The organism is Pseudomonas sp. QS1027 (genome assembly GCF_002814235.1).
Lineage (GTDB): Bacteria > Pseudomonadota > Gammaproteobacteria > Pseudomonadales > Pseudomonadaceae > Aquipseudomonas.
Genome location: NZ_PHSU01000019.1, coordinates 113,500 through 132,210, shown reverse-complemented (window position 1 = coordinate 132,210; position 18,711 = coordinate 113,500). Strand labels below are relative to the sequence as shown.

14 protein-coding genes are annotated in these 18,711 nt (G+C 58.0%); 9 read left to right on the top strand and 5 right to left on the bottom strand.

What is annotated here, in order from left to right; genetic code table 11:
• Positions 1-83: 83 nt before the first annotated feature.
• Positions 84-1,034 (bottom strand): GlxA family transcriptional regulator, encoded by a 951-nt coding sequence (locus CWE01_RS18335; RefSeq protein ID WP_100941950.1) that lies wholly within the window; start codon positions 1,032-1,034, stop codon positions 84-86.
• Positions 1,035-1,257: 223 nt separating this feature from the next.
• Between CWE01_RS18335 and CWE01_RS18330 the strand changes: the two genes are divergently transcribed.
• From CWE01_RS18330 to CWE01_RS18315, 4 genes are all read left to right on the top strand, one after another.
• On the top strand, positions 1,258-1,980 hold the full coding sequence (locus CWE01_RS18330; protein WP_100941949.1) for a pirin family protein: 723 nt from the start codon (positions 1,258-1,260) through the stop codon (positions 1,978-1,980).
• A gap of 268 nt (positions 1,981-2,248) precedes the next feature.
• Complete coding sequence (locus CWE01_RS18325; RefSeq protein ID WP_100941948.1) at positions 2,249-3,775, top strand: efflux transporter outer membrane subunit; 1,527 nt, start codon at positions 2,249-2,251, stop codon at positions 3,773-3,775.
• Positions 3,776-3,876: 101 nt separating this feature from the next.
• Positions 3,877-4,986, top strand: coding sequence for an efflux RND transporter periplasmic adaptor subunit (locus tag CWE01_RS18320; RefSeq protein ID WP_256579382.1), 1,110 nt, complete (start codon positions 3,877-3,879; stop codon positions 4,984-4,986).
• A 12-nt stretch (positions 4,987-4,998) separates the two neighbouring features.
• Positions 4,999-8,058, top strand: a complete 3,060-nt coding sequence (locus tag CWE01_RS18315) for an efflux RND transporter permease subunit (RefSeq protein WP_100941946.1) — start codon at positions 4,999-5,001, stop codon at positions 8,056-8,058.
• A 47-nt stretch (positions 8,059-8,105) separates the two neighbouring features.
• Here CWE01_RS18315 and CWE01_RS18310 read toward each other — a convergent pair whose 3' ends face one another.
• Positions 8,106-8,975 carry a LysR family transcriptional regulator gene (locus tag CWE01_RS18310; protein ID WP_177410495.1) on the bottom strand — a complete coding sequence of 290 codons (870 nt, stop codon included), beginning with the start codon at positions 8,973-8,975 and terminating at the stop codon, positions 8,106-8,108.
• Between the two features lie 109 nt (positions 8,976-9,084).
• Here CWE01_RS18310 and CWE01_RS18305 point away from each other — a divergent pair, with 109 nt between their 5' ends.
• Entirely contained in the window at positions 9,085-10,146 is a 1,062-nt protein-coding gene (locus CWE01_RS18305; protein WP_100941945.1) for an alkene reductase, read from the top strand.
• A 65-nt stretch (positions 10,147-10,211) separates the two neighbouring features.
• Here the strand turns inward: CWE01_RS18305 and CWE01_RS18300 are convergent, their stop codons facing one another.
• Complete coding sequence (locus tag CWE01_RS18300) at positions 10,212-11,498, bottom strand: MFS transporter (RefSeq protein ID WP_100941944.1); 1,287 nt, start codon at positions 11,496-11,498, stop codon at positions 10,212-10,214.
• A 259-nt stretch (positions 11,499-11,757) separates the two neighbouring features.
• Complete coding sequence (locus CWE01_RS18295) at positions 11,758-12,375, bottom strand: TetR/AcrR family transcriptional regulator (protein ID WP_177410494.1); 618 nt, start codon at positions 12,373-12,375, stop codon at positions 11,758-11,760.
• 86 nt (positions 12,376-12,461) lie between these two features.
• Between CWE01_RS18295 and CWE01_RS18290 the strand changes: the two genes are divergently transcribed.
• Complete coding sequence (locus CWE01_RS18290; protein WP_100941942.1) at positions 12,462-13,073, top strand: NAD(P)H-dependent oxidoreductase; 612 nt, start codon at positions 12,462-12,464, stop codon at positions 13,071-13,073.
• 115 nt (positions 13,074-13,188) lie between these two features.
• Here CWE01_RS18290 and CWE01_RS18285 read toward each other — a convergent pair whose 3' ends face one another.
• A complete protein-coding gene (locus tag CWE01_RS18285) occupies positions 13,189-13,824 on the bottom strand; it encodes a TetR family transcriptional regulator (protein ID WP_100941941.1) in 636 nt (211 codons plus the stop codon).
• Positions 13,825-14,586: 762 nt separating this feature from the next.
• On the opposite strand from CWE01_RS18285, the gene CWE01_RS18280 reads away from it, so the two are divergent.
• From CWE01_RS18280 to CWE01_RS18270, 3 genes are read left to right on the top strand one after another with little or no spacing between them, the layout of a single operon-like run.
• Positions 14,587-15,210: an isochorismatase family protein gene (locus tag CWE01_RS18280; RefSeq protein ID WP_100942008.1), complete on the top strand. Its 624-nt coding sequence runs from the start codon at positions 14,587-14,589 to the stop codon at positions 15,208-15,210.
• Positions 15,207-17,150 (top strand): anthranilate synthase family protein, encoded by a 1,944-nt coding sequence (locus CWE01_RS18275; protein WP_100941940.1) that lies wholly within the window; start codon positions 15,207-15,209, stop codon positions 17,148-17,150. Before CWE01_RS18280 ends, CWE01_RS18275 begins: the two co-directional genes overlap by 4 nt.
• A 58-nt stretch (positions 17,151-17,208) precedes the next feature.
• Positions 17,209-18,675: an MFS transporter gene (locus CWE01_RS18270; RefSeq protein WP_100941939.1), complete on the top strand. Its 1,467-nt coding sequence runs from the start codon at positions 17,209-17,211 to the stop codon at positions 18,673-18,675.
• The last annotated feature ends 36 nt before the right edge of the window (positions 18,676-18,711 follow it).

Below are 18,711 nucleotides of genomic sequence, written 5' to 3'. Positions count from 1 at the left end.
ATCTTGGCAGGCGTGGGTGACGGCACAACAACCACGAGAGGAGCGGTACGGCCATCCCAGTGCGCAGGACGGACAAGAGTGCTCTAGCTGAACTGTTCGCGGTACTGGCTGGGGGTCAGGCCGAGTTTCTCACTGAACAGAAAACGCATGTGCCGCACACTGCCGAAGCCGCTTTTGTAGGCCACGGTCTTGAGCGGCAAGTCGCTCGTTTCCAGCAGACGCCTGGCGCAATCGATGCGGGCGCTTTGCACAAACGCCATCGGCGTCATGTTCACTTCCCGGGTAAATATCCGGGCAAAATGCCGCGCACTCATGTTCGCCAGCCCGGCCATGCGTTCGACACTGAAGGTTTCATCAAGGTGTTCGAGCACATGATTCTGAACCCGGGTGACCGGGGTTTCATGGGGCGACACCGCCGCAATCAACGGACTGTATTGCGCCTGTCCGCCCTGGCGCGTCATCACCACCAGCAAGACCTTGGCCACGTCCTGGGCGACTTTCTTGCCGTGATCCCGGGCGACCACCGCCAGGGCCAGGTCAATGCCGGCGGTGACGCCGCCAGAGGTGATCAGGTTGCGGTCCTGGACGTAAATCTGATCGATCTCCACCGCCGCCTTGGGGAAAGCCTTGATCAACCGTTCCGTATAGTGCCAATGAGTCGTCACACGATAGCCATCCAGTAAACCGGCATGTCCCAGCACGAAGGCACCCGTGCAGATCGAGCCATAACAGGTCACCCGCTGGACGGCGTCCTGGAGCCAGGCGAGCAGCGACGGACGTTTTTCGTTGTAGGCGCCAGGGCCGCCAGGCACCAGCAACAGCTCATAGCCCCCATCCGCCTGATCGATATGCGTATCGGCCTGCACCCGGACACCGTTGGAAGCCCGCACCGCATCGTGCTCAGTGCCAATCAGCGACAGCTGATAGTGGTCGCCGGGGGCCAGATAACGATTGGCAATGGAAAACACCTCCATGGGCCCGGCCATGTCGAGCAGGAGAAAGTCCGGGAACAGCACCATCGCCACTGTTTTCATGGTTTTCAAGTCACTGATATCAAAGGAATATAAACCTCACACCAACACTGGACAGTATGACCGGTTGTGGCGCGATCAGCGGCTGAGAATACGTGATTTGTCGCACAAAATTGTCAACCTGAAAGAGACAGTATTTCAATTTCCATCTACTTATTGCACAGAGCGGTAAACATTAACCTTCTCCTCACTCGGACGAATGCTCGTCCCTACAGGAGATCCCATCATGCTGACCCTTCGCAAAGCCTCTGATCGTGGCGCGGCCAATCACGGTTGGTTGAAGTCGTTCCATACCTTTTCCTTCGCCAATTACCGCAATCCGCGGGAGCAAGGTTTTTCCGATCTGCTGGTGATCAACGACGATCGGGTGGCCGCCGGCAAGGGTTTCGGTCAACACCCACACCGGGACATGGAGATTTTCTCCTATGTGCTCGAAGGCGCCCTTGAGCACAAGGACACCCTCGGCACCGGTTCGGTGATCCGCCCCGGCGACGTGCAACTGATGAGCGCCGGCAGTGGCGTGGCCCATAGCGAGTACAACCACTCGGCAAACCGGCCGGTGCACTTCCTGCAAATCTGGATCGTGCCGGACGTCAGCGGCGCCAAACCGCGTTATCAGCAAGAGCATTTCAGCGCTCAGAAAAAACGCGGTCGGCTGCAACTGATCATCTCGCCTGACGGGGCCAATGGCTCACTGAGCGTGCGTCAGGATGCGCGGGTTTATGCCGCGCTGATTGACGGCAAGGAAAGCGCCACCCTGGAGTTGGCCGCCGATCGCTATGCCTACGTGCATGTCGCCCGGGGCAAGGTCGAACTCAACGGCGTGCAACTGCAGGAAGGCGATGGCGTGCGGGTTCGGGATGAACAGGTGCTGACCTTGAGCAATGGCGCGGATGCCGAAGTGCTGGTGTTCGACCTGCGCCCTCAAGAACTGCCGCAAATGCCATGAGTGTAGCGGGCCCGGTGCTGTTTACCGTCGTGGGCGAGTGCTGTCCCGCGCACTTGCAGCAACGCGTCAATCGCTGAGTCCGCGCCCACGAGAGAATTCACTTGACTTATTGGTCATTAACTCAGCAATTAGTCTTCTGCTGGGCAGTAGCGCCTTGGGCCCGGCGCTACCCTCCTCCCGCAGTTTGCGCATAAATCGTCGTTCAAGGAGGCAAAGGGCGCAGGCTTGATCTATTCATAAACTAACTAATGGATTAATTAGAGAGCCCATGAAAGAGCAACCCCGGCGGCAGGCGATTTCTCGCACCTGGCAGGCTCTTGCTCCTGCCAGTGTACTTTGCATCGCCCTGCTCACGGGCTGTGCCGTGGGCCCGGACTTTGCCCGGCCCGGCGTCGCAAAAAATGCCGGTTATTCGCAGGAGAAGCTGGCGACAACGACTGCCTCGGCGGACGTGGCAGACGGAGGCGCCGCGCAAAAGCTGGTCGAGGGCATGGATATTCCCGGCCAATGGTGGACGCTTTTCCGCTCGCCGACACTCAACGCGCTGGTGGAAGAGGCACTGAAGGCCAATGCCGATGTGGCCGCCGCCCAAGCAGCCCTGCATCAGGCCTACGAACTGGTTTACGCCGAACAGGCTTCGCTGTTTCCGTCCCTGAGTGCCGGCGCGTCCCGTACGCGAGAATTGCCATCGGCGGTCACTACGTTTGGCGCGCCCTCGCAGATTTTCACCGTCAACTCGGCGTCCCTGAGCGTCTCTTACGCCCCGGACGTTTTCGGTGGCGTCCGACGCCAGATTGAATCGTCCACGGCACAGGCCGAGTATGAGCGCTACCAGTTGGAGGCGACCTACCTCACGCTGACCTCGAATGTCGTCAACACGGCTGTGACCCTCGCGTCCCTGCGCGATCAGGTGTCCGCCACCGAGGCAATCATCCGGCTGCAGAGCGACCAGCTTGAGCTGCTGCGCTCGCAACGACGGCTCGGGGCCATCGCCAATAACGACGTGCTCACCCAGCAGGCCTCACTCGCGCAAACCCGAGCAACCTTGCCGCCCCTGCAAAAACAGCTCGCGCAAACCCGCAACCAGCTGATGGCCTATCTCGGCCGTTTCCCCAATCAGGACCAGGGGGAAAATTTCGACCTGGCCTCCCTCCATCTGCCGGAGCAGTTGCCGGTCAGCCTGCCCTCGACCATCGTCGAGCAGCGGCCGGATGTGCGCTCCGCCGAGGCACAACTGCATCAGGCCAGCGCCAATATCGGCGTGGCCGTCGCCAATCAACTGCCGCAATTCAGCATCACCGGAACCCTGGGCTCCGCTGCGCTGGGCGGCACCCGGCTGTTTTCGGCGGGCACGGGGTTCTGGAGCCTCGCCGGATCGGTCAGCCAGACTGTCTTCGACGCCGGCGCACTTGAGCATCGCAAGCGCGCTGCCGTGGCTGCCTATGACGAATCCGCCGCACGTTATCGCAGCACCGTGATCGCCGCCTTCCAGGATGTCGCCAACGCACTCAGGGCGCTGCAAGCGGACGCCGAAACGCTCAACCAGCAGGTGCAGGCCGAACAGGCTGCCCGCGAAAGCCTGGATCTGGCACAAGAGCAGTTCCGCCTTGGCGCCGTGGGTTACCTGAATCTGCTGACGGCGCAACAGACCTATCAGAACGCGGTACTCACCCGCGTCAAGGTGCAGAGCGCCCGCTATAGCGACACCACCGCCCTCTTCCAGGCACTGGGCGGTGGATGGTGGAACCGAACCGATGTGGCCCCCGCCTCCCTGGGAAGCCCCGACCGTTTTTGAAACAGCGAGAAAAAACCATGGCTGATGCCAACACTGCCGCTGCTCCATCGCCCCAGCCGACTGAACCTGGCGGTGCACGTAAACGACGGCTGTTCAAGCCCATGCTGATCATGATCGCGGTGGTCCTGGTCATTGTCGCCATCATCGTGGGGGTGAAATTCACCCAGATATCGAAGCTGATCGCCCAATCCAAAGTGCCCCTGCCGCCCGCCGTGGTGACGGTCATCCGCGCCGAACTCGCCGATTGGCAGCCGAGCGTTTCCAGCGTGGGGTCGATCAAGGCGGTACGCGGTGTCGATGTCACCACCGAGGTCGGCGGTATCGTGCGCACCCTCGGCTTCAAACCGGGCCAGGAGGTGGCGGCCGCCGACCTGCTCGTCCAGCTGAATGCGGACTCGGACATCGCCCAGCTTCACTCACTCGAAGCCACCGCCAGCCTGGCCGGCACCGTCCTCAAACGCGACAAGGCACAACTGGCGGTAAGCGCCGTATCCCAGGCACAAGTAGAAGCGGATGAGGCCGACTTGAAAGCCAAGGTCGCGGCGGCAGAACAGCAACGGGCGTTGGTGGCGAAGAAAACCATCCGCGCGCCCTTTGCCGGCAAGATCGGGATCACCAGTGTCAATCCCGGTCAATTTCTCAACCCCGGCGACAAGATAGCCACCCTGCAAACGTTCAACCCCATCTATATCGACTTCAACATACCGCAAGCCCAGGTGGGGGCGATTGCCCTCGGGCAACCCGTCGCGGTCACGGCGGGCGGCCTGCCCAAGCAGACCTTCGCCGGCAAGATCACCGCCATCGATACGCGGTTCGATCCGACCACCCGCAACGTCGTGGTTGAAGCCACCGTCGAGAATCCCAAGCAAAGCCTGGTGCCCGGCATGTTTGCCCAGGCCGTCGTGGAGTCCGGCGCCAAGCAGCGCTACCTCACCGTTCCACAAACCGCCGTCACCTATAACCCTTATGGGACGACGGTCTTCCTCGCGGTACAGAAAAGCGACCAGGGCAACAATGAGCTCACCGCGCAGCAGACCTTCATCGAGACCGGGCCAACCCGTGGCGACCAGGTGGCCATCCTGTCCGGCGTCAAGGAAGGCGACCAGGTGGTCACCAGCGGTCAGATGAAGCTCAAGAACGGCTCATCGATAAAAGTCGACAACCAGAGCGTGCCCTTGAACGACGCAGCCCCCAAGCCGCAAGAAAAATAGGTCTCCTCGCCCATGAAGCTCACCGACATCTTCATCAAGCGACCGGTCTGGGCCGTTGTCATCTCGCTGTTGATCCTGATACTGGGGCTGCGATCGATCTTCGGGCTGCCGGTCAACCAGTGGCCGCGCACCGAGAATACGGTGGTCACCATCAGCACCAGCTACTACGGTGCGGACGCGGCCACCGTGGCCGGCTTTATCACCCAACCGCTCGAATCGGCCATTGCCCAGGCACAGGGCATTGATTACCTGGCGTCCTCGAGCATTACCGGCGTCTCGACCATTACCGCAACCCTGCGGCTCAACTACGAAGCCAGCAAGGCACTGACGGAGATCAACACCCAGGTCAACTCGGTCAAGAACCAGCTTCCGGCGCAGGCCCAGGAGCCGGTGCTCACGGTCGCGGTCGGACAGACCACGGACGCCATGTACCTGGGTTTCTACAGCGATACACTGCCCACCAACAACATCACCGATTACCTGTTGCGGGTCGTCAAGCCCAAGCTCGACTCCCTCGAAGGCGTGCAGACCGCCGAGATTCTTGGCGGGCGCCAGTTCGCCATGCGCGCCTGGCTGGACCCCGGCAAGCTGGCCGCCCACAACGTGTCGGCGCAGGACGTTTCGGTCGCCTTGTCGAACAACAACTACCTGTCCGCCCTGGGTGCGACCAAAGGCCAGATGGTCACGGTCGACCTGACCGCCGGCACCGATCTGCACACCGTGGATGAATTCAAACAGCTGGTCATCAAGCAGAACGGCGATGCCCTGGTGCACCTGGAAGATGTGGCCACGGTCACCCTGGGGGCGGAGAACTACAACACCAGCGTTGCATTCTCCGGCAAGCGCTCGGTGTTCATCGGCATCAAAGTGGCGCCGAACGCCAACATCCTGACCGTCGCCGCCAACGTCAGAAAGGTCTTCCCCGACCTGCAATCGCAACTGCCGAGCGGCGTCAGGGGCGAGATCGTCTACGACTCCACGGAGTTCATCAATACATCGATCTACGAGGTGGTGAAGACCCTGGTTGAGGCCATGATCATCGTCTCGGTCGTCATCTATCTGTTCCTTGGCTCATTTCGCGCGGTGATTGTTCCACTGGTGGCGATACCGCTGTCGTTGGTCGGGACCTTTTTCATCATGTTCCTGCTGGGGTACTCGATCAATCTGCTGACCCTGCTGGCCCTGGTATTGGCCATCGGCCTGGTGGTCGATGACGCGATCATTGTGGTGGAGAACGTTGACCGCCATATCAAGGAAGAAGGCAAAGGGGTGCTGGAGGCCGCCATCATCGCGGCCAGGGAACTTGGTGGTCCGATTGTCGCCATGACCGTGGTGTTGATTGCCGCGTACGTCCCCATCGGCCTGCGCAGTGGTCTCACCGGCGCGCTGTTCAAGGAGTTCTGTTTCTCCCTGGCGGGCGCCGTGACCGTGTCGGCCGTGGTGGCGCTGACCCTCTCGCCGATGATGACCTCGCGACTCTTCAAACCCGGGCAGGAAGAGGGTCGCTTCGCCCGCCTGCTGGATCGCTATTTCGACCGGCTACGCCGTCGATACCACCGGATACTGTCAAGCGGGCTCAACAACTGGCCGGTACTGGTTACCTTTGGTTTTATCCTGTTCCTGCTGGTGGCCGCCAGTGGCATGACCGCCAAGAGCGAGCTGTCGCCGACCGAAGACCAGGGGTTGGTGTTCATGCAGATCCAGGGCGCCTCGACAGCCTCCCCGCAGCAGATGGAGCGACTGGCCGACCAGGCCTTCCAGATTTCGAAAACCGAGCCCGAGTACGCGCAGATGTTCCAGCTCACCGGAGTGCCCTCGCTCAATCAGGGGCTCGGCGGCGTGCTGCTCAAGCCCTGGGGGCAGCGCACGCGCTCGCAGGCAGAATTGGTGCTGGACCTGCAACAGAAGTGGAACCAGGTGGCCGGCGCGAAGATGGCGGCCTTTCCGCTGCCGTCGTTACCGGGCTCCCAAGGCTTGCCGGTGCAGTTTGTGATTACCACCACCGAATCCGTCGAGAACTTGAATGAAGTCGCCCAGGCGGTCATGGCCGAGGCCCAGAAGCAAAAGCTGTTCTGGTTCTCCGACCTGGACCTGAAGATCGACAAGCCACAAGCCAAGCTGATCGTTGACCGTGACAAGATCGCCGCCCTCGGGATGACCCAGGCCGACGTCGGTGCGGCCCTCTCGGCGGCGCTGGGTGGGAACTACGTGAACTATTTCTCCACCGCCGGGCGCTCGTACAAAGTCATTCCCCAGGTATTGCAGGTCGACCGTCTGAACCCCGATCAGATTCTCGATTACTACATTCGCACGCCCTCCGGCGCCATGATCCAGGCGCGCACGGTGGCGCATATCGAGACCTCGACGGAAGCGGAGTCGATCAACCACTTCCAGCAGCTCAACTCGGCCACCCTTTCCGGCGTGAGCGGTGTGTCCCAAGGTGAACTGCTGGCGAAACTGGACACCATCCTCAACAACGTCGCCCCTTCGGGGTACACCTCCGATGCGTCGGGTGAGTCGCGTCAGTTCGTCCAGGAGTCGGGCGGATTCGTCAGCCTGCTGCTGTTCTCCATTCTGATCGTCTACCTGGCGCTGGCTTTCCAGTTCGAGAGCTACCGCGACCCCGTGGTGATCCTGTTCTCGGTGCCGCCGGCGCTGTTCGGCGCGCTGGCCTTTATCACCATGGGCTTCGCCTCGATCAACGTGTACACCCAGGTGGGGCTGGTGACCCTGCTCGGGCTGATCACCAAACACGGGATCCTGATCGTGCAGTTTGCCAACGAACTGCAGCGCGCCGGTCGCAGCAAGCGCGAGGCCATCGAAGAAGCCGCGGCGGTCCGCCTGCGGCCGATCCTGATGACCACCGCGGCCATGGTGCTGGGCGTGGTGCCGCTGGTCTGGGCCTCCGGGGCCGGTGCGGCCGGACGCCACGACATGGGCCTGGTGATCTTCGCGGGTCTGTCGATCGGCACCCTGCTGACACTGTTCATGGTGCCGGCCATGTACCTGTTCATTGGTTCTACTCACCATCAGGAGGCACCGGAGCAGCCGCTTTCCACACCGGTTGCATGACGATCATGATGCAGTCGTTGACGGGCTTGAGCGCGTCATGACCGCGGTCACTCCAACCGTGCGCGAAGGAACTCGATGAAGCGCTGGGTCTTGGCCGGCAGCAATCGGGTCTCGGTCACGGCATACACCGTCACCGGCTTGCCCCGCCATTCGGGCATGACACGACGCAGTTGGCCATTGCGCAGTTCATCGGCAATGATTTCCTCGTTCATCAGTACGATGCCCTGATCAAGCGCGGCAAGCCGCCGCAGCATCCCGACACTGTTGACCATGAAACGCCCGCCAACCGCCACCGAGAGGGTTTGTACACCATCACTCAGTGTCCAGCTCCCGGCCTTCTGAATATTCAGGCACTGATGCCGCTCGAGATCACTCGGTGTACGCGGCTCGCCCGAGACTTCGAGATAACGCGGCGAGGCATACAAATAAGACACCAGGGTGGTCAAGGGGCGTGCGATCAGTTGCGAGTCCTCCGATTCGCCCATCCGAATGGCGACATCGAAGGGTTCGCTCACCAGGTCGACGCGCCGGGAGGTCAGATCCAGATCGAAGGTGATCCCCGGATAAAGTCCGGAAAACTCGGCGATCAAGGGCGCCAGGTAAGTGACCGCAAAGTCCACGGGGAATGAGACCCGCAGCACTCCGCTGGGTTGCGCGAGCATCTCGCCCAACTGTTCATGGGCCAGCCGGGCCTCATCGACAATGCGCTTGCAGCGCTCGAAGTAGATCTGCCCCGCTTCAGTCACCTCGACCTTGCGCGTGGTCCGATGCAGGAGCCGCAAACCGATCGCCTTCTCCAGGGCACTGATACGCCGGGACAGGGTGGAGTTCGGCATGCCCAACACCTCGGCCGCCCCGCGAAATCCTTTCGCTTTGACGACCTCGACAAACAACGCCATATCGTTCAGAAGTTCCACGCCAATTGCTCCATATATGGATCAATAAAATCCAGAAGACCATATTTATCCCAAAAATAATAAGACTGATGATGCGCTCCCAGCAACACACACTTTTGAGGATCACATCATGAGCTCAGTCTTCGCCCCCATACACGTCGCCAACGCCACGTTTTCAAACCGTCTGGTCATGGCCCCCATGACCCGCAGCCGCGCGGAATTCGATGGCACGCCAGGGGAACTGGCAACCGAATACTATGCCCAGCGTGCCAGCGTCGGCCTGATCGTTACCGAGGGTACACAGCCGTCTGACGATGGTCAGGGTTACCTCACCACACCCGGTATCTATAGCGATGCACACGTCGCCGGCTGGAAGAAAATCACCGCCGCGGTACACGCCCAAGGTGGGCATATCTTTATCCAGCTGATGCATGCCGGTCGGATGTCCCACCCCGACAACACACCCCATCATCGCCAGGGTGTGGCGCCGTCCGCCATCGCGCCGAATACGCCCATGTTCACCCTCAAGGGTATGCAGGACATCCCGGTACCACGGGCGTTGACCACTGAAGAGGTGCGCCAGACCGTCGCTGATTTCCGCTTCGCCGCGCGCCGGGCCATTGAAGCCGGTGCCGACGGTGTCGAAATTCACGGCGCCAACGCCTACCTGGTCCAGCAATTCCTGGCCCCCAGTGCCAACACCCGAACCGATGAGTACGGTGGTTCGATCGAGAACCGCGCACGCTTTGCCATTGAGGTCGCGACCGCCATCGCCGAGGAAATCGGCGCCGAAAAAACCGCCATTCGCCTCTCGCCCGGCATCACCATGTGGGGCATCGATGAAGGCGAAGAAGGTCCGGACCTCTACCGCTATCTGGTGGCCGAACTGAACAAGCTGGGCCTTGCTTACGTCCACATCATGCATAAAGGCGACGACGCGCTTCTGGTGGACATCCGCAAGGCCTGGAACAACACCCTGATAGTCAACCGCCCAGGCCGCCCACGGGAGCAGATTGGCGCCGATCTGGCTGCCGGGCTTGCGGACATGGAGGCCTACGGCCAGATGGTTCTGGCCAACCCGGACTTTGTCGAGCGCTTGAAGGCCGATGCGCCGCTGAATCAAGCGGACAACACCACCTTCTTCGGCGGCAGCCAGAAGGGATACACCGACTATCTCGCTTTGAGCATTTGAAGACAACGAAAGGAAATAGCCAGGGCATTCTGTTGCCCTGGCTAGCGCCGTTAGACTGGAGACTGCTAACTCACCACCGATTTTTTCAGTATCACCGGGATCGACAGGGCAATCAGCGCGGCGATCACGCAGAGCAGCCCGGCGATGAAAAACGCCGGCGTGTAGGTCGCCAGCAAGGTCCGCGTCAACCCGGCGCCGTAGGCGGCAAAGGCCGCGCCCAGTTGATGGCCGGCAAATACCCAACCGAAGACGATATTGGCCCGCTCGCCGCCGAACTTCTGCGCCACCAGCTTGACCGTGGGCGGCACGGTAGCGATCCAGTCCAGGCCATAGAGCACGGCGAAAAAAGACAGGCCGAACACGGTGAAGTCGGTAAACGGCAGGAGCATCAGCGAAATGCCGCGCAAGCCGTAATACCAGAACAACAGCCAGCGGTTATCGAAACGATCCGACAACCAGCCCGAGCCCACGGTGCCGAAAAAGTCGAAGATGCCCATCATCGCCAGGATACCGGCGGCACTGGTGGCGACCAGGCCGAAGTCGCCGCACATGCTGATGAAGTGGGTCTGGATCAGCCCGTTGGTGCTGGCACCGCAGACGAAGAACGTCAGGAACAATACCCAGAACGTCCAACTGCCCGACACGTCGCGCAGCACCTTCAGCGGGCTGATCAGCATCTGCAGCAAACTGCCGCGGTGGGCGGGTGCTGGCAGAACCTCTGTCTCCCCGTACAGCGGCAAGTCCAGGTCCACCGGACGATCGCGCAACAGCGCCAGCACCGCCACCACGACCACCGCCATGGCGCAGCAGATGAAGCTCAACGCCAGGCGCCAGCCATAGTGTTCAGTCAAGGACGCCATCAGTGGCATGAACAGCAGTTGTCCGGTGGCGGAACTGGCCGACAGCAGCCCGACCACCAGGCCGCGACGGTGGGAAAACCAGCGGGTCGCCACCGTGGCCCCGAGCACCATGGCGGTGAGCCCGGTACCGACACCGACCACCACGCCCCACAACAGCACCAGTTGCCAGAAGCTGTTCATGAACATCGAACCGATCATGCCGCCCAGCACGATCACCAACGCCACCAGCACCACCCGGCGCAGGCCGAAGTAGTTCATGAAGGCTGCCGCGAATGGCCCCATCAACCCGTACAGCATGAAACGAATCGCCAGGGCCCCGGAGATCTGCGCACTGCTCCAGCCGAACTCGTGCTCCAGGGGCACGATAAACACCCCCGGTGCCCCCATGGCCCCGGCCATCACCAGCATGGTCAGGAAGGTGACGGCGGCCACCACCCAGCCATAGTGAACCTGACGCCGTGCCAGGCGGTTTGCGACCAATGTAGACAGCATGGAGTGTTCCTTGTACTTGCGGGGCGTGCCGCATCTCGTCGGGGAAAGACAGAATAGATTAGTTACAATCTTTATTTAATAGATGTTTTACATCATGTATTTATACCTGACAAGACCCTCGCCTCAGTGACAGGCAGGCTCGGCATGCTGTTTTTCTGATCTCACGCGAGGCGAGTACACCCGGACTCTGCAAGAAACAGAGCCGGCTCGGTGCCCCACACAAGGTCACGGATCACTACAACTGGACTGTATTAGCACGCTACAGAGTTGCTCTATCGACCATGCTCACTATCGTCTTGAAGAGCTCGTCGGTAGCCTGCCAGGCTTCGATTTCTCCGGCTGCCGCTGCATGCGACAGTGCCTCGGCCGCCCCCAGCATCGCTCGAAGACTGGCATGGGAAATCTCACCGCCGCCGGCGTAAGGAAGTAGAACACTTCGGCACTTTGCCAAGAAAACCGCTTCGTATTGCCTTTTGATTTTTTCGAGCTCTGGCGACCCCACCAACGCGGCAATAACACCAGGGATTTCGTTGCCCTGGGTCAGGACACAATCTACGTACGACGATGCAATAACACGCGCGGCATCGGAAAGCTCAGGTTTGAGCTGCTGAAGAGCCGCGTCCATCAGCGACGCTTGTTTCGCATCAAAATCCTGGTAGAGCGCCGCTAACAGCCCCGCCCGGGTCTGAAAATGGTCGTACACCACGGGCTTTGTCACCCCCGCGCGCTCAGCGAGCCTGCCGAGCGACAACTCCTCGGTTCCATCGCTGCGAATCAACAGCCAAGCCACGTCCAGCAACTGACGTAGCCGATCCTCCCGCAACATGCGCAGGCGTGGCGACGAGCGTCCCGGTGCTTCCCCTTCAGCGCTTGACATCGCTATATACCAATAGTAGGTTACCAAACTTACTAAAAGTATATAGCTCACTACTGCGGACCTCAACCACCGAGAGGTAGATTCAAATGCACGCACTCATCGTCGTCGCTCACCATGACCATCACTCCCTCACCCACGGGATAGCGGCTCGAATTGGGGATGGAATCTCGACAGCGGATCACAGCAGCACCTATGACATCGCGGACCTATACGGTGAAGGATTCGATCCACGATTCACCGCTGGCGACCTGGCGGTTCACCATAATGAAGCATTGCCGCCACCTGATATCCGCGCTGAACAGCAACGCATTGAGCGCGCGGATGCACTGGTCCTCGTCTACCCGGTTTACTGGTGGTCGATGCCGGCCCTGCTCAAGGGCTGGATTGATCGTGTGTTCTCGAATGGATGGGCATTCGAATTCCGCCCAGGCGCTCCGCTGATAAAGAAACTGGGTCACCTGCCCATTCACTTATTGGGGGTGGGTGGAGCAGATCCGGGTACCTACAACCGACATGGTTATGCGGCCGCGATGAAAACCCAAATTGACCATGGTATCTTCAACTACTGCGGCGCCAATGTAATAACGTCGGAACTCATGCTTGAGTCTGAAACAGCCAATCCGGCCGTACATCTGGCGTCTGCGTTTGGCCTCGGCCGTCGATTATTTATTGCGAAAACCCAAACCGCCCACATGTGAGTAGCGAGGGCAGCTAACAGGCTAGTACAGCGAAAAAGATCATATCCAAGTAATCTTTATTTCAATATAAAAAACAAGCAGTGGTGTGCATGCACCACTGCCAAAAGTGCTTTTCCTACTCAGCCTGACAACTGTAATTCAATCCCTCTTCAATCATCGCGAAAACATCATCTAATACATCAGAATAGAGCACAGAAGAGTCCTCGAGATCCTTCCAAACGTCGTACGCCGCACTATTGGCAAACTCAAGCACACCCGCCACTACACCGGGTCGGATATCTTCTTCAGGATCGACACCCATCTTGCTCGCGATCACGGCAATCAGCGACGCTTTACGAATTTGCGTTCGTTCCAGATTTCCAGCGCAAACCAGAGGATGACCACGAATAAGATGTTTCAAGACCCTAAACCTATTGGAGTCCAGGCCGTAGGAACCTAACTCACATCCATTGACCACTTCGACAACGGCGTGCCGCAAAGAGGTCAAAATGGACTCGCCTTCAGGCCTGACTTTCAAAGCAGCAATAACTTCATCGTGCTCGACTTCTTGATAGTCAAGAACGACCTCCTCTTTGGAGGAGAAATAACGGAAAAACGTCCGCGAAGACACATCAACCCTATCGGTAATGTCCTCAATCCTTGTCTCGTCAAATCCCTTTTCTTCGAACAGATTGTACGCAGACTCGATCAGAGCCTCACGCAACATTAGCTTCTTCCGCTCTCGACGGCCGAGCTCCTCAGGTTCCTTCACGATCTACCTCTTGCTAATTAATTCCTGTTTTCGCTGCAGCCTCCCTGCCAGGCTTTCAGGCTCTCAGCCTGACGCAAAAAGTTTTTAACACAGAAGGACTATTTTCTCAATGAGAAAAAATTCATCTATAGACATAAGACACGAAACGAATTATGTCACCAGATGAATGTTTATCAGCAACTGCGGCGACTTAAACCGTCTGAGGTCCACAAAAGAAGCATCAATGAAAACCTTCCACAGTCCCTGTTACAGGGTATCCAACCATGCAAACGTAAATACATCAGAGATCAATCGTAGACGATGCTCGTAATTTTGACCGATTTCTCTCCGAATCGCCCCAAATCGACACCCAACTGAATCTAAAATTCCGTGCAACACCCCCTCCTTCAGTCCATGGTGACAGCCTCGAGATCCTGCCCCGCCCCCCCCCTCTTGCCTCCTCTCCCACCACCGTCGCCCATCAGATCGAGCGACCTCCACTTCCCATTCCAAGCCAAAAACTCCCATTCCCAGCCTACAAAAATCTCAAAAAAGTCAGATCTCCGAGGAAAAACTCACTAACTTATTGATATAAAAAGACTTTAAACAGTCTTAAAGTGAATTTTATCCTTCATTGAATTTTGTCAGTTGACACATTTTGTCTCTGCACGACATAATTATTTGACGCAAGCGCATGGAGTGCCTGCCATGCGCACCGTACCGCCGAAAGGTCTGCAACTGCGCCGATCGGACACCCAGTTGTTGGTTATCAAGGAGAGACTCATGACCGGCATACCATCCATTTCCCCGTATCAAATGCCCACCTCGTTCGATCTTCCGCCGAACATTGCTCAGTGGGATGTTGATCCCGACCGCGCCGTCCTGCTCATCCATGACATGCAGCGCTATTTCGTACAGCCGTTTGAGGGACAGCATCGCAACGGTCTTATCCAGAACATTTCATTGCTGTGCGGGCGAGCCAGGAAATTGGGCATCCCAGTTGCCTATTCCGCGCAACCGGGCGGTATGAACCCCGAGCAGCGAGGCTTGCTGAAGGACTTTTGGGGCCCAGGAATGAAGGTTGATCCAGACGATCGGAAAATAGTCGAAGAGCTCGCCCCCGAGCCCAATGATTGGCTCTCCACAAAATGGCGTTATAGCGCGTTCTTCCGCTCGGGCCTGCTCGAACGCATGCGTGAAGCGGGTCGTGACCAACTGGTTATCTGTGGGGTGTACGCCCATGTGGGTGTGCTGTTTACCGCAGTCGAGGCATTTTCCAACGATATTCAGACGTTCCTGGTGGCTGATGCTGTTGCCGACTTTTCAGAAAAGCATCACCAACTGGCGCTGGACTATGCGGCGAAGAATTGCGCGGTGGTGTGCACGACCGAGGAAGTCTTTGTATGAGCACACCATTGGTTGTGCCTGGCCTCAAGGATGAGTTGCTAACAACCATACTGGGCAACTCGCCGCCCCCTTTTGCGCTGATCTATCGTCCTGAATCAACCAACAGCAAAGCAGTAGAAATCCTGACAGGCCAGGTCAAGCAGTTGGAAACGCTGACAGACCTTGCTCAGTGCTATTCGCCCCATCTGTCGAAGGGCGGTGATCACGATGTCCTCGCAATCATTCCTTATCGCCAGATTACGGAAAGGGGATTTGAGTGCGTTGATGACAAGGAACCGCTGATCGCGCTGTGTATCGAGGCAGCCGCCCAGTTGTCGAAGCTCGATTTGCTGGCACAGATTGCAGACGGCGGAATCGAGCTGAGTGGAGAGCATTACGACATTGATGATGCCACTTACACCGAAACCGCGTTGCAGATCATCAAAGACGAAATCGGGATGGGGGCAGGCTCAAACTTTGTTTTGAAGCGCTCATTCCTCGCGTCCATCAATGACTTTGATCATCACAAGGCGTTGACGCTTTTCCGTCGACTTCTGCAACAGGAAGTCGGGGCCTATTGGATTTTTATCATCTACACAGGCGATAGAGTCTTCGTCGGAGCGACGCCTGAGCGGCATGTCAGCCTCGAGCAAAATATCGTCACCATGAACCCCATCAGCGGTACCTATCGATACCCGGCATCAGGCCCCAGCGTGGAAGGTATCCTCGGTTTCCTGGGCGATCACAAGGAGACCGAAGAGCTGTACATGGTGGTGGATGAAGAGCTCAAGATGATGGGCAAAATTTGCGGCAAGGGCGGCAGCCTCCAAGGCCCCTACCTGAAAACAATGACTCGCCTCGCCCATACCGAATACCTCATCACAGGAGAAACCCAATCCCAACCGTGGGACATTTTACGCGAAACCCTGTTTGCCCCCACCATTACCGGCAGTCCTTTGGAAAACGCCTGTCGGGTCATCAAAAAATATGAACCTGAAGGCCGAGCCTATTACAGCGGTGTTATCGCGCTTCTGGGGCGTGACGAATACGGTGCTCACCGTCTCGACTCCTCGATATTGATTAGAACAGCCGATATTAACAAGTACGGCACAATCCGGATTTCGACCGGCTCCACACTCGTACGCAATTCATGCCCAGCCTCGGAGGCCGCTGAAACACGAGCCAAGGCCTCAGGCCTGCTTTCTGCGCTAGGCATCCTTGATCCTGAAACAGGCACCGCCACCTCTGGCCGAGCCCTTAGTGAGCAGGATTATAAAAATCTCGCCGCTCATCCAAGTATCAAAGTCGCCTTGCAAAGTCGTAACGACAACATTTCAAATTTCTGGCAGTCACCGACAGAAGAACGAGGGCAGCCACAAGAAGAACTGAAGGGTCTCAGGGTCCTGGTACTGGATGCCGAAGATACCTTCACCACAATGATCTGCCATCAATTGAGTGCATTCAGCCTCTCTGTGGATGTGGCCAATGCAAAACATCCAATACCCTACGACAACTATGACATTTTCGTATTAGGGCCGGGCCCAGGCGACCCGAACAACCTAGAAGATGCTCGAGTTTATAGTTTGCACAATGCGGTCAAAACGCTGATCAAACAAAAACGCCCTTTTTTGGCCGTTTGCTTGAGTCATCAAATACTCTGCACTCAGTTGGGCCTGCAGGTACAACGCAAGGACATGCCCAACCAGGGGACTCAAAAAGAAATCGACCTGTTTGGGCAACCTGAACGGGTGGGATTTTACAACACCTTTGCCGCCATGATGAATGACTCGACATTACGATACGACGGCGTGACCCTGGAAGTCAGTCGCGATCCCCACTCCGGCGAAGTGCATGCACTGCGCGGGCCTTTATTTGCATCGTTTCAATTCCACCCTGAATCCATACTCACCCAAAACGGAGCACAACTACTCGGCACGGTGATTGGCAACCTGCTGAAATAACAAACACCCGCAGCATTTAACTTCTCTTTTCAAGCACACAACTAAAGGTCATTTCATTATGCACCAAGCTACTATCGCTCAGCCTGCGAACAGGCAAGCATGGTTAGGATTACTGACTGTTCTGGGACTGGTTGCACTCGTCGCCATGGACGGTTCAGTGCTGTATCTGGCCATGCCAAGAATCACTTCCTCCCTGGTGCCCAGTGCCGACCAGGCGCTATGGATTCTGGATATCTATGGGTTCGTCGTGGGCTCCCTGCTCGTGGCGTTCGGCAATATTGGCGATCGTTACGGAAGATTGAAACTTGTCATGGTGGGGGCCATGATTTTCGGTGGAGCCTCCATTGGTGCTGCCTTCTCGACAACACCCGAAAGTCTGATCGCGTTCAGGGCGCTCATGGGATTGGGTGGGGCAACACTGCTGCCTTCAGGGCTGGCCATCGTCAGCAATCTCTTCCCCGATCCCAAGCAACGGGCACAAGCCATTGGCATATTTGCAGCCACTTTTGCCGGTGGGTTTGCGGTCGGACCACTAATCGGCGGTGTTCTGCTCAATAACTACACGTGGGGATCCGTCTTTCTTATCAACGTGCCAGTGGTCGTCATTTTCATGCTGTTCGCGCCACATTTGTTGCGTGAAGTGCATGCTCCGACCAGCGGAAAAATCGACGGACTGAGTCTGGGACTGTCATTTATCGGCATCCTGCTTTTCACTTACTCACTGAAAACCGCCGCGGCTTATGGTATTTCCCCGAGTCAAATGGCAATCGGTGCGGTTGGGATCATTGGGCTCTTTTGGTTCGTCAATAGACAGCGTCACCTCAAACATCCCCTGCTGGATGTCAGCCTCTTCAAAGACCGAATTTTTACCATTGCGATTCTGACAGGCCTGTTGTCGCTGGTGGTTTGGTCGGCCGCCGGGTACCTCGCCGGGGTCTACATTCAGTCAGTACTGGGTTTTGACGTTTTCACCACCGCCTTGTTAATGATACCTGGGGCTCTCGTCCTCACGGCAACCTGCATCTGGACGAGCAAAATTGTCGAGCGCATCGGAAGAAAGTGGGCACTGGTCGCTACACACTTCCTGATCAGCGCCGGGATGCTGTTGCTGTTCATGACAACCACCAGTCAAGGTGCGGGATATTTCGTTGCATCGACCATCGTCGCCGGAGTTGGCTATGGCCTGTCCTTCAGCCTGGTCGCGGAAATCGCCGTCTCCGCAGTCCCCCCTGAACGAGCGGGTGCAGCGGCCTCTATTGCAGAGACCAGTAACGAAATCGGCAATGCCCTGGGTATTTCCATCCTCGGCTCGCTCGCGGCCTTGTGGTTCCGCCTGTCGGGCCCCGATGTGGCCGGCACGCTGAACGAAACACTCGATCAGTCGGGTCTTGCCGCGGAAACGATCGCTCAGGCTCAACAAGCCTTCTTGTCTGGAATGCACCTGGCGGTGGCGGTGGCAGGCCTGCTGACATTGGCCGTAGGACTTCTCGCGGTCTACTGGTTGCCGAAGACACTTCCCGAATAACTCCAGGGCCGGATTATTCAATTATCAAAGTACTAC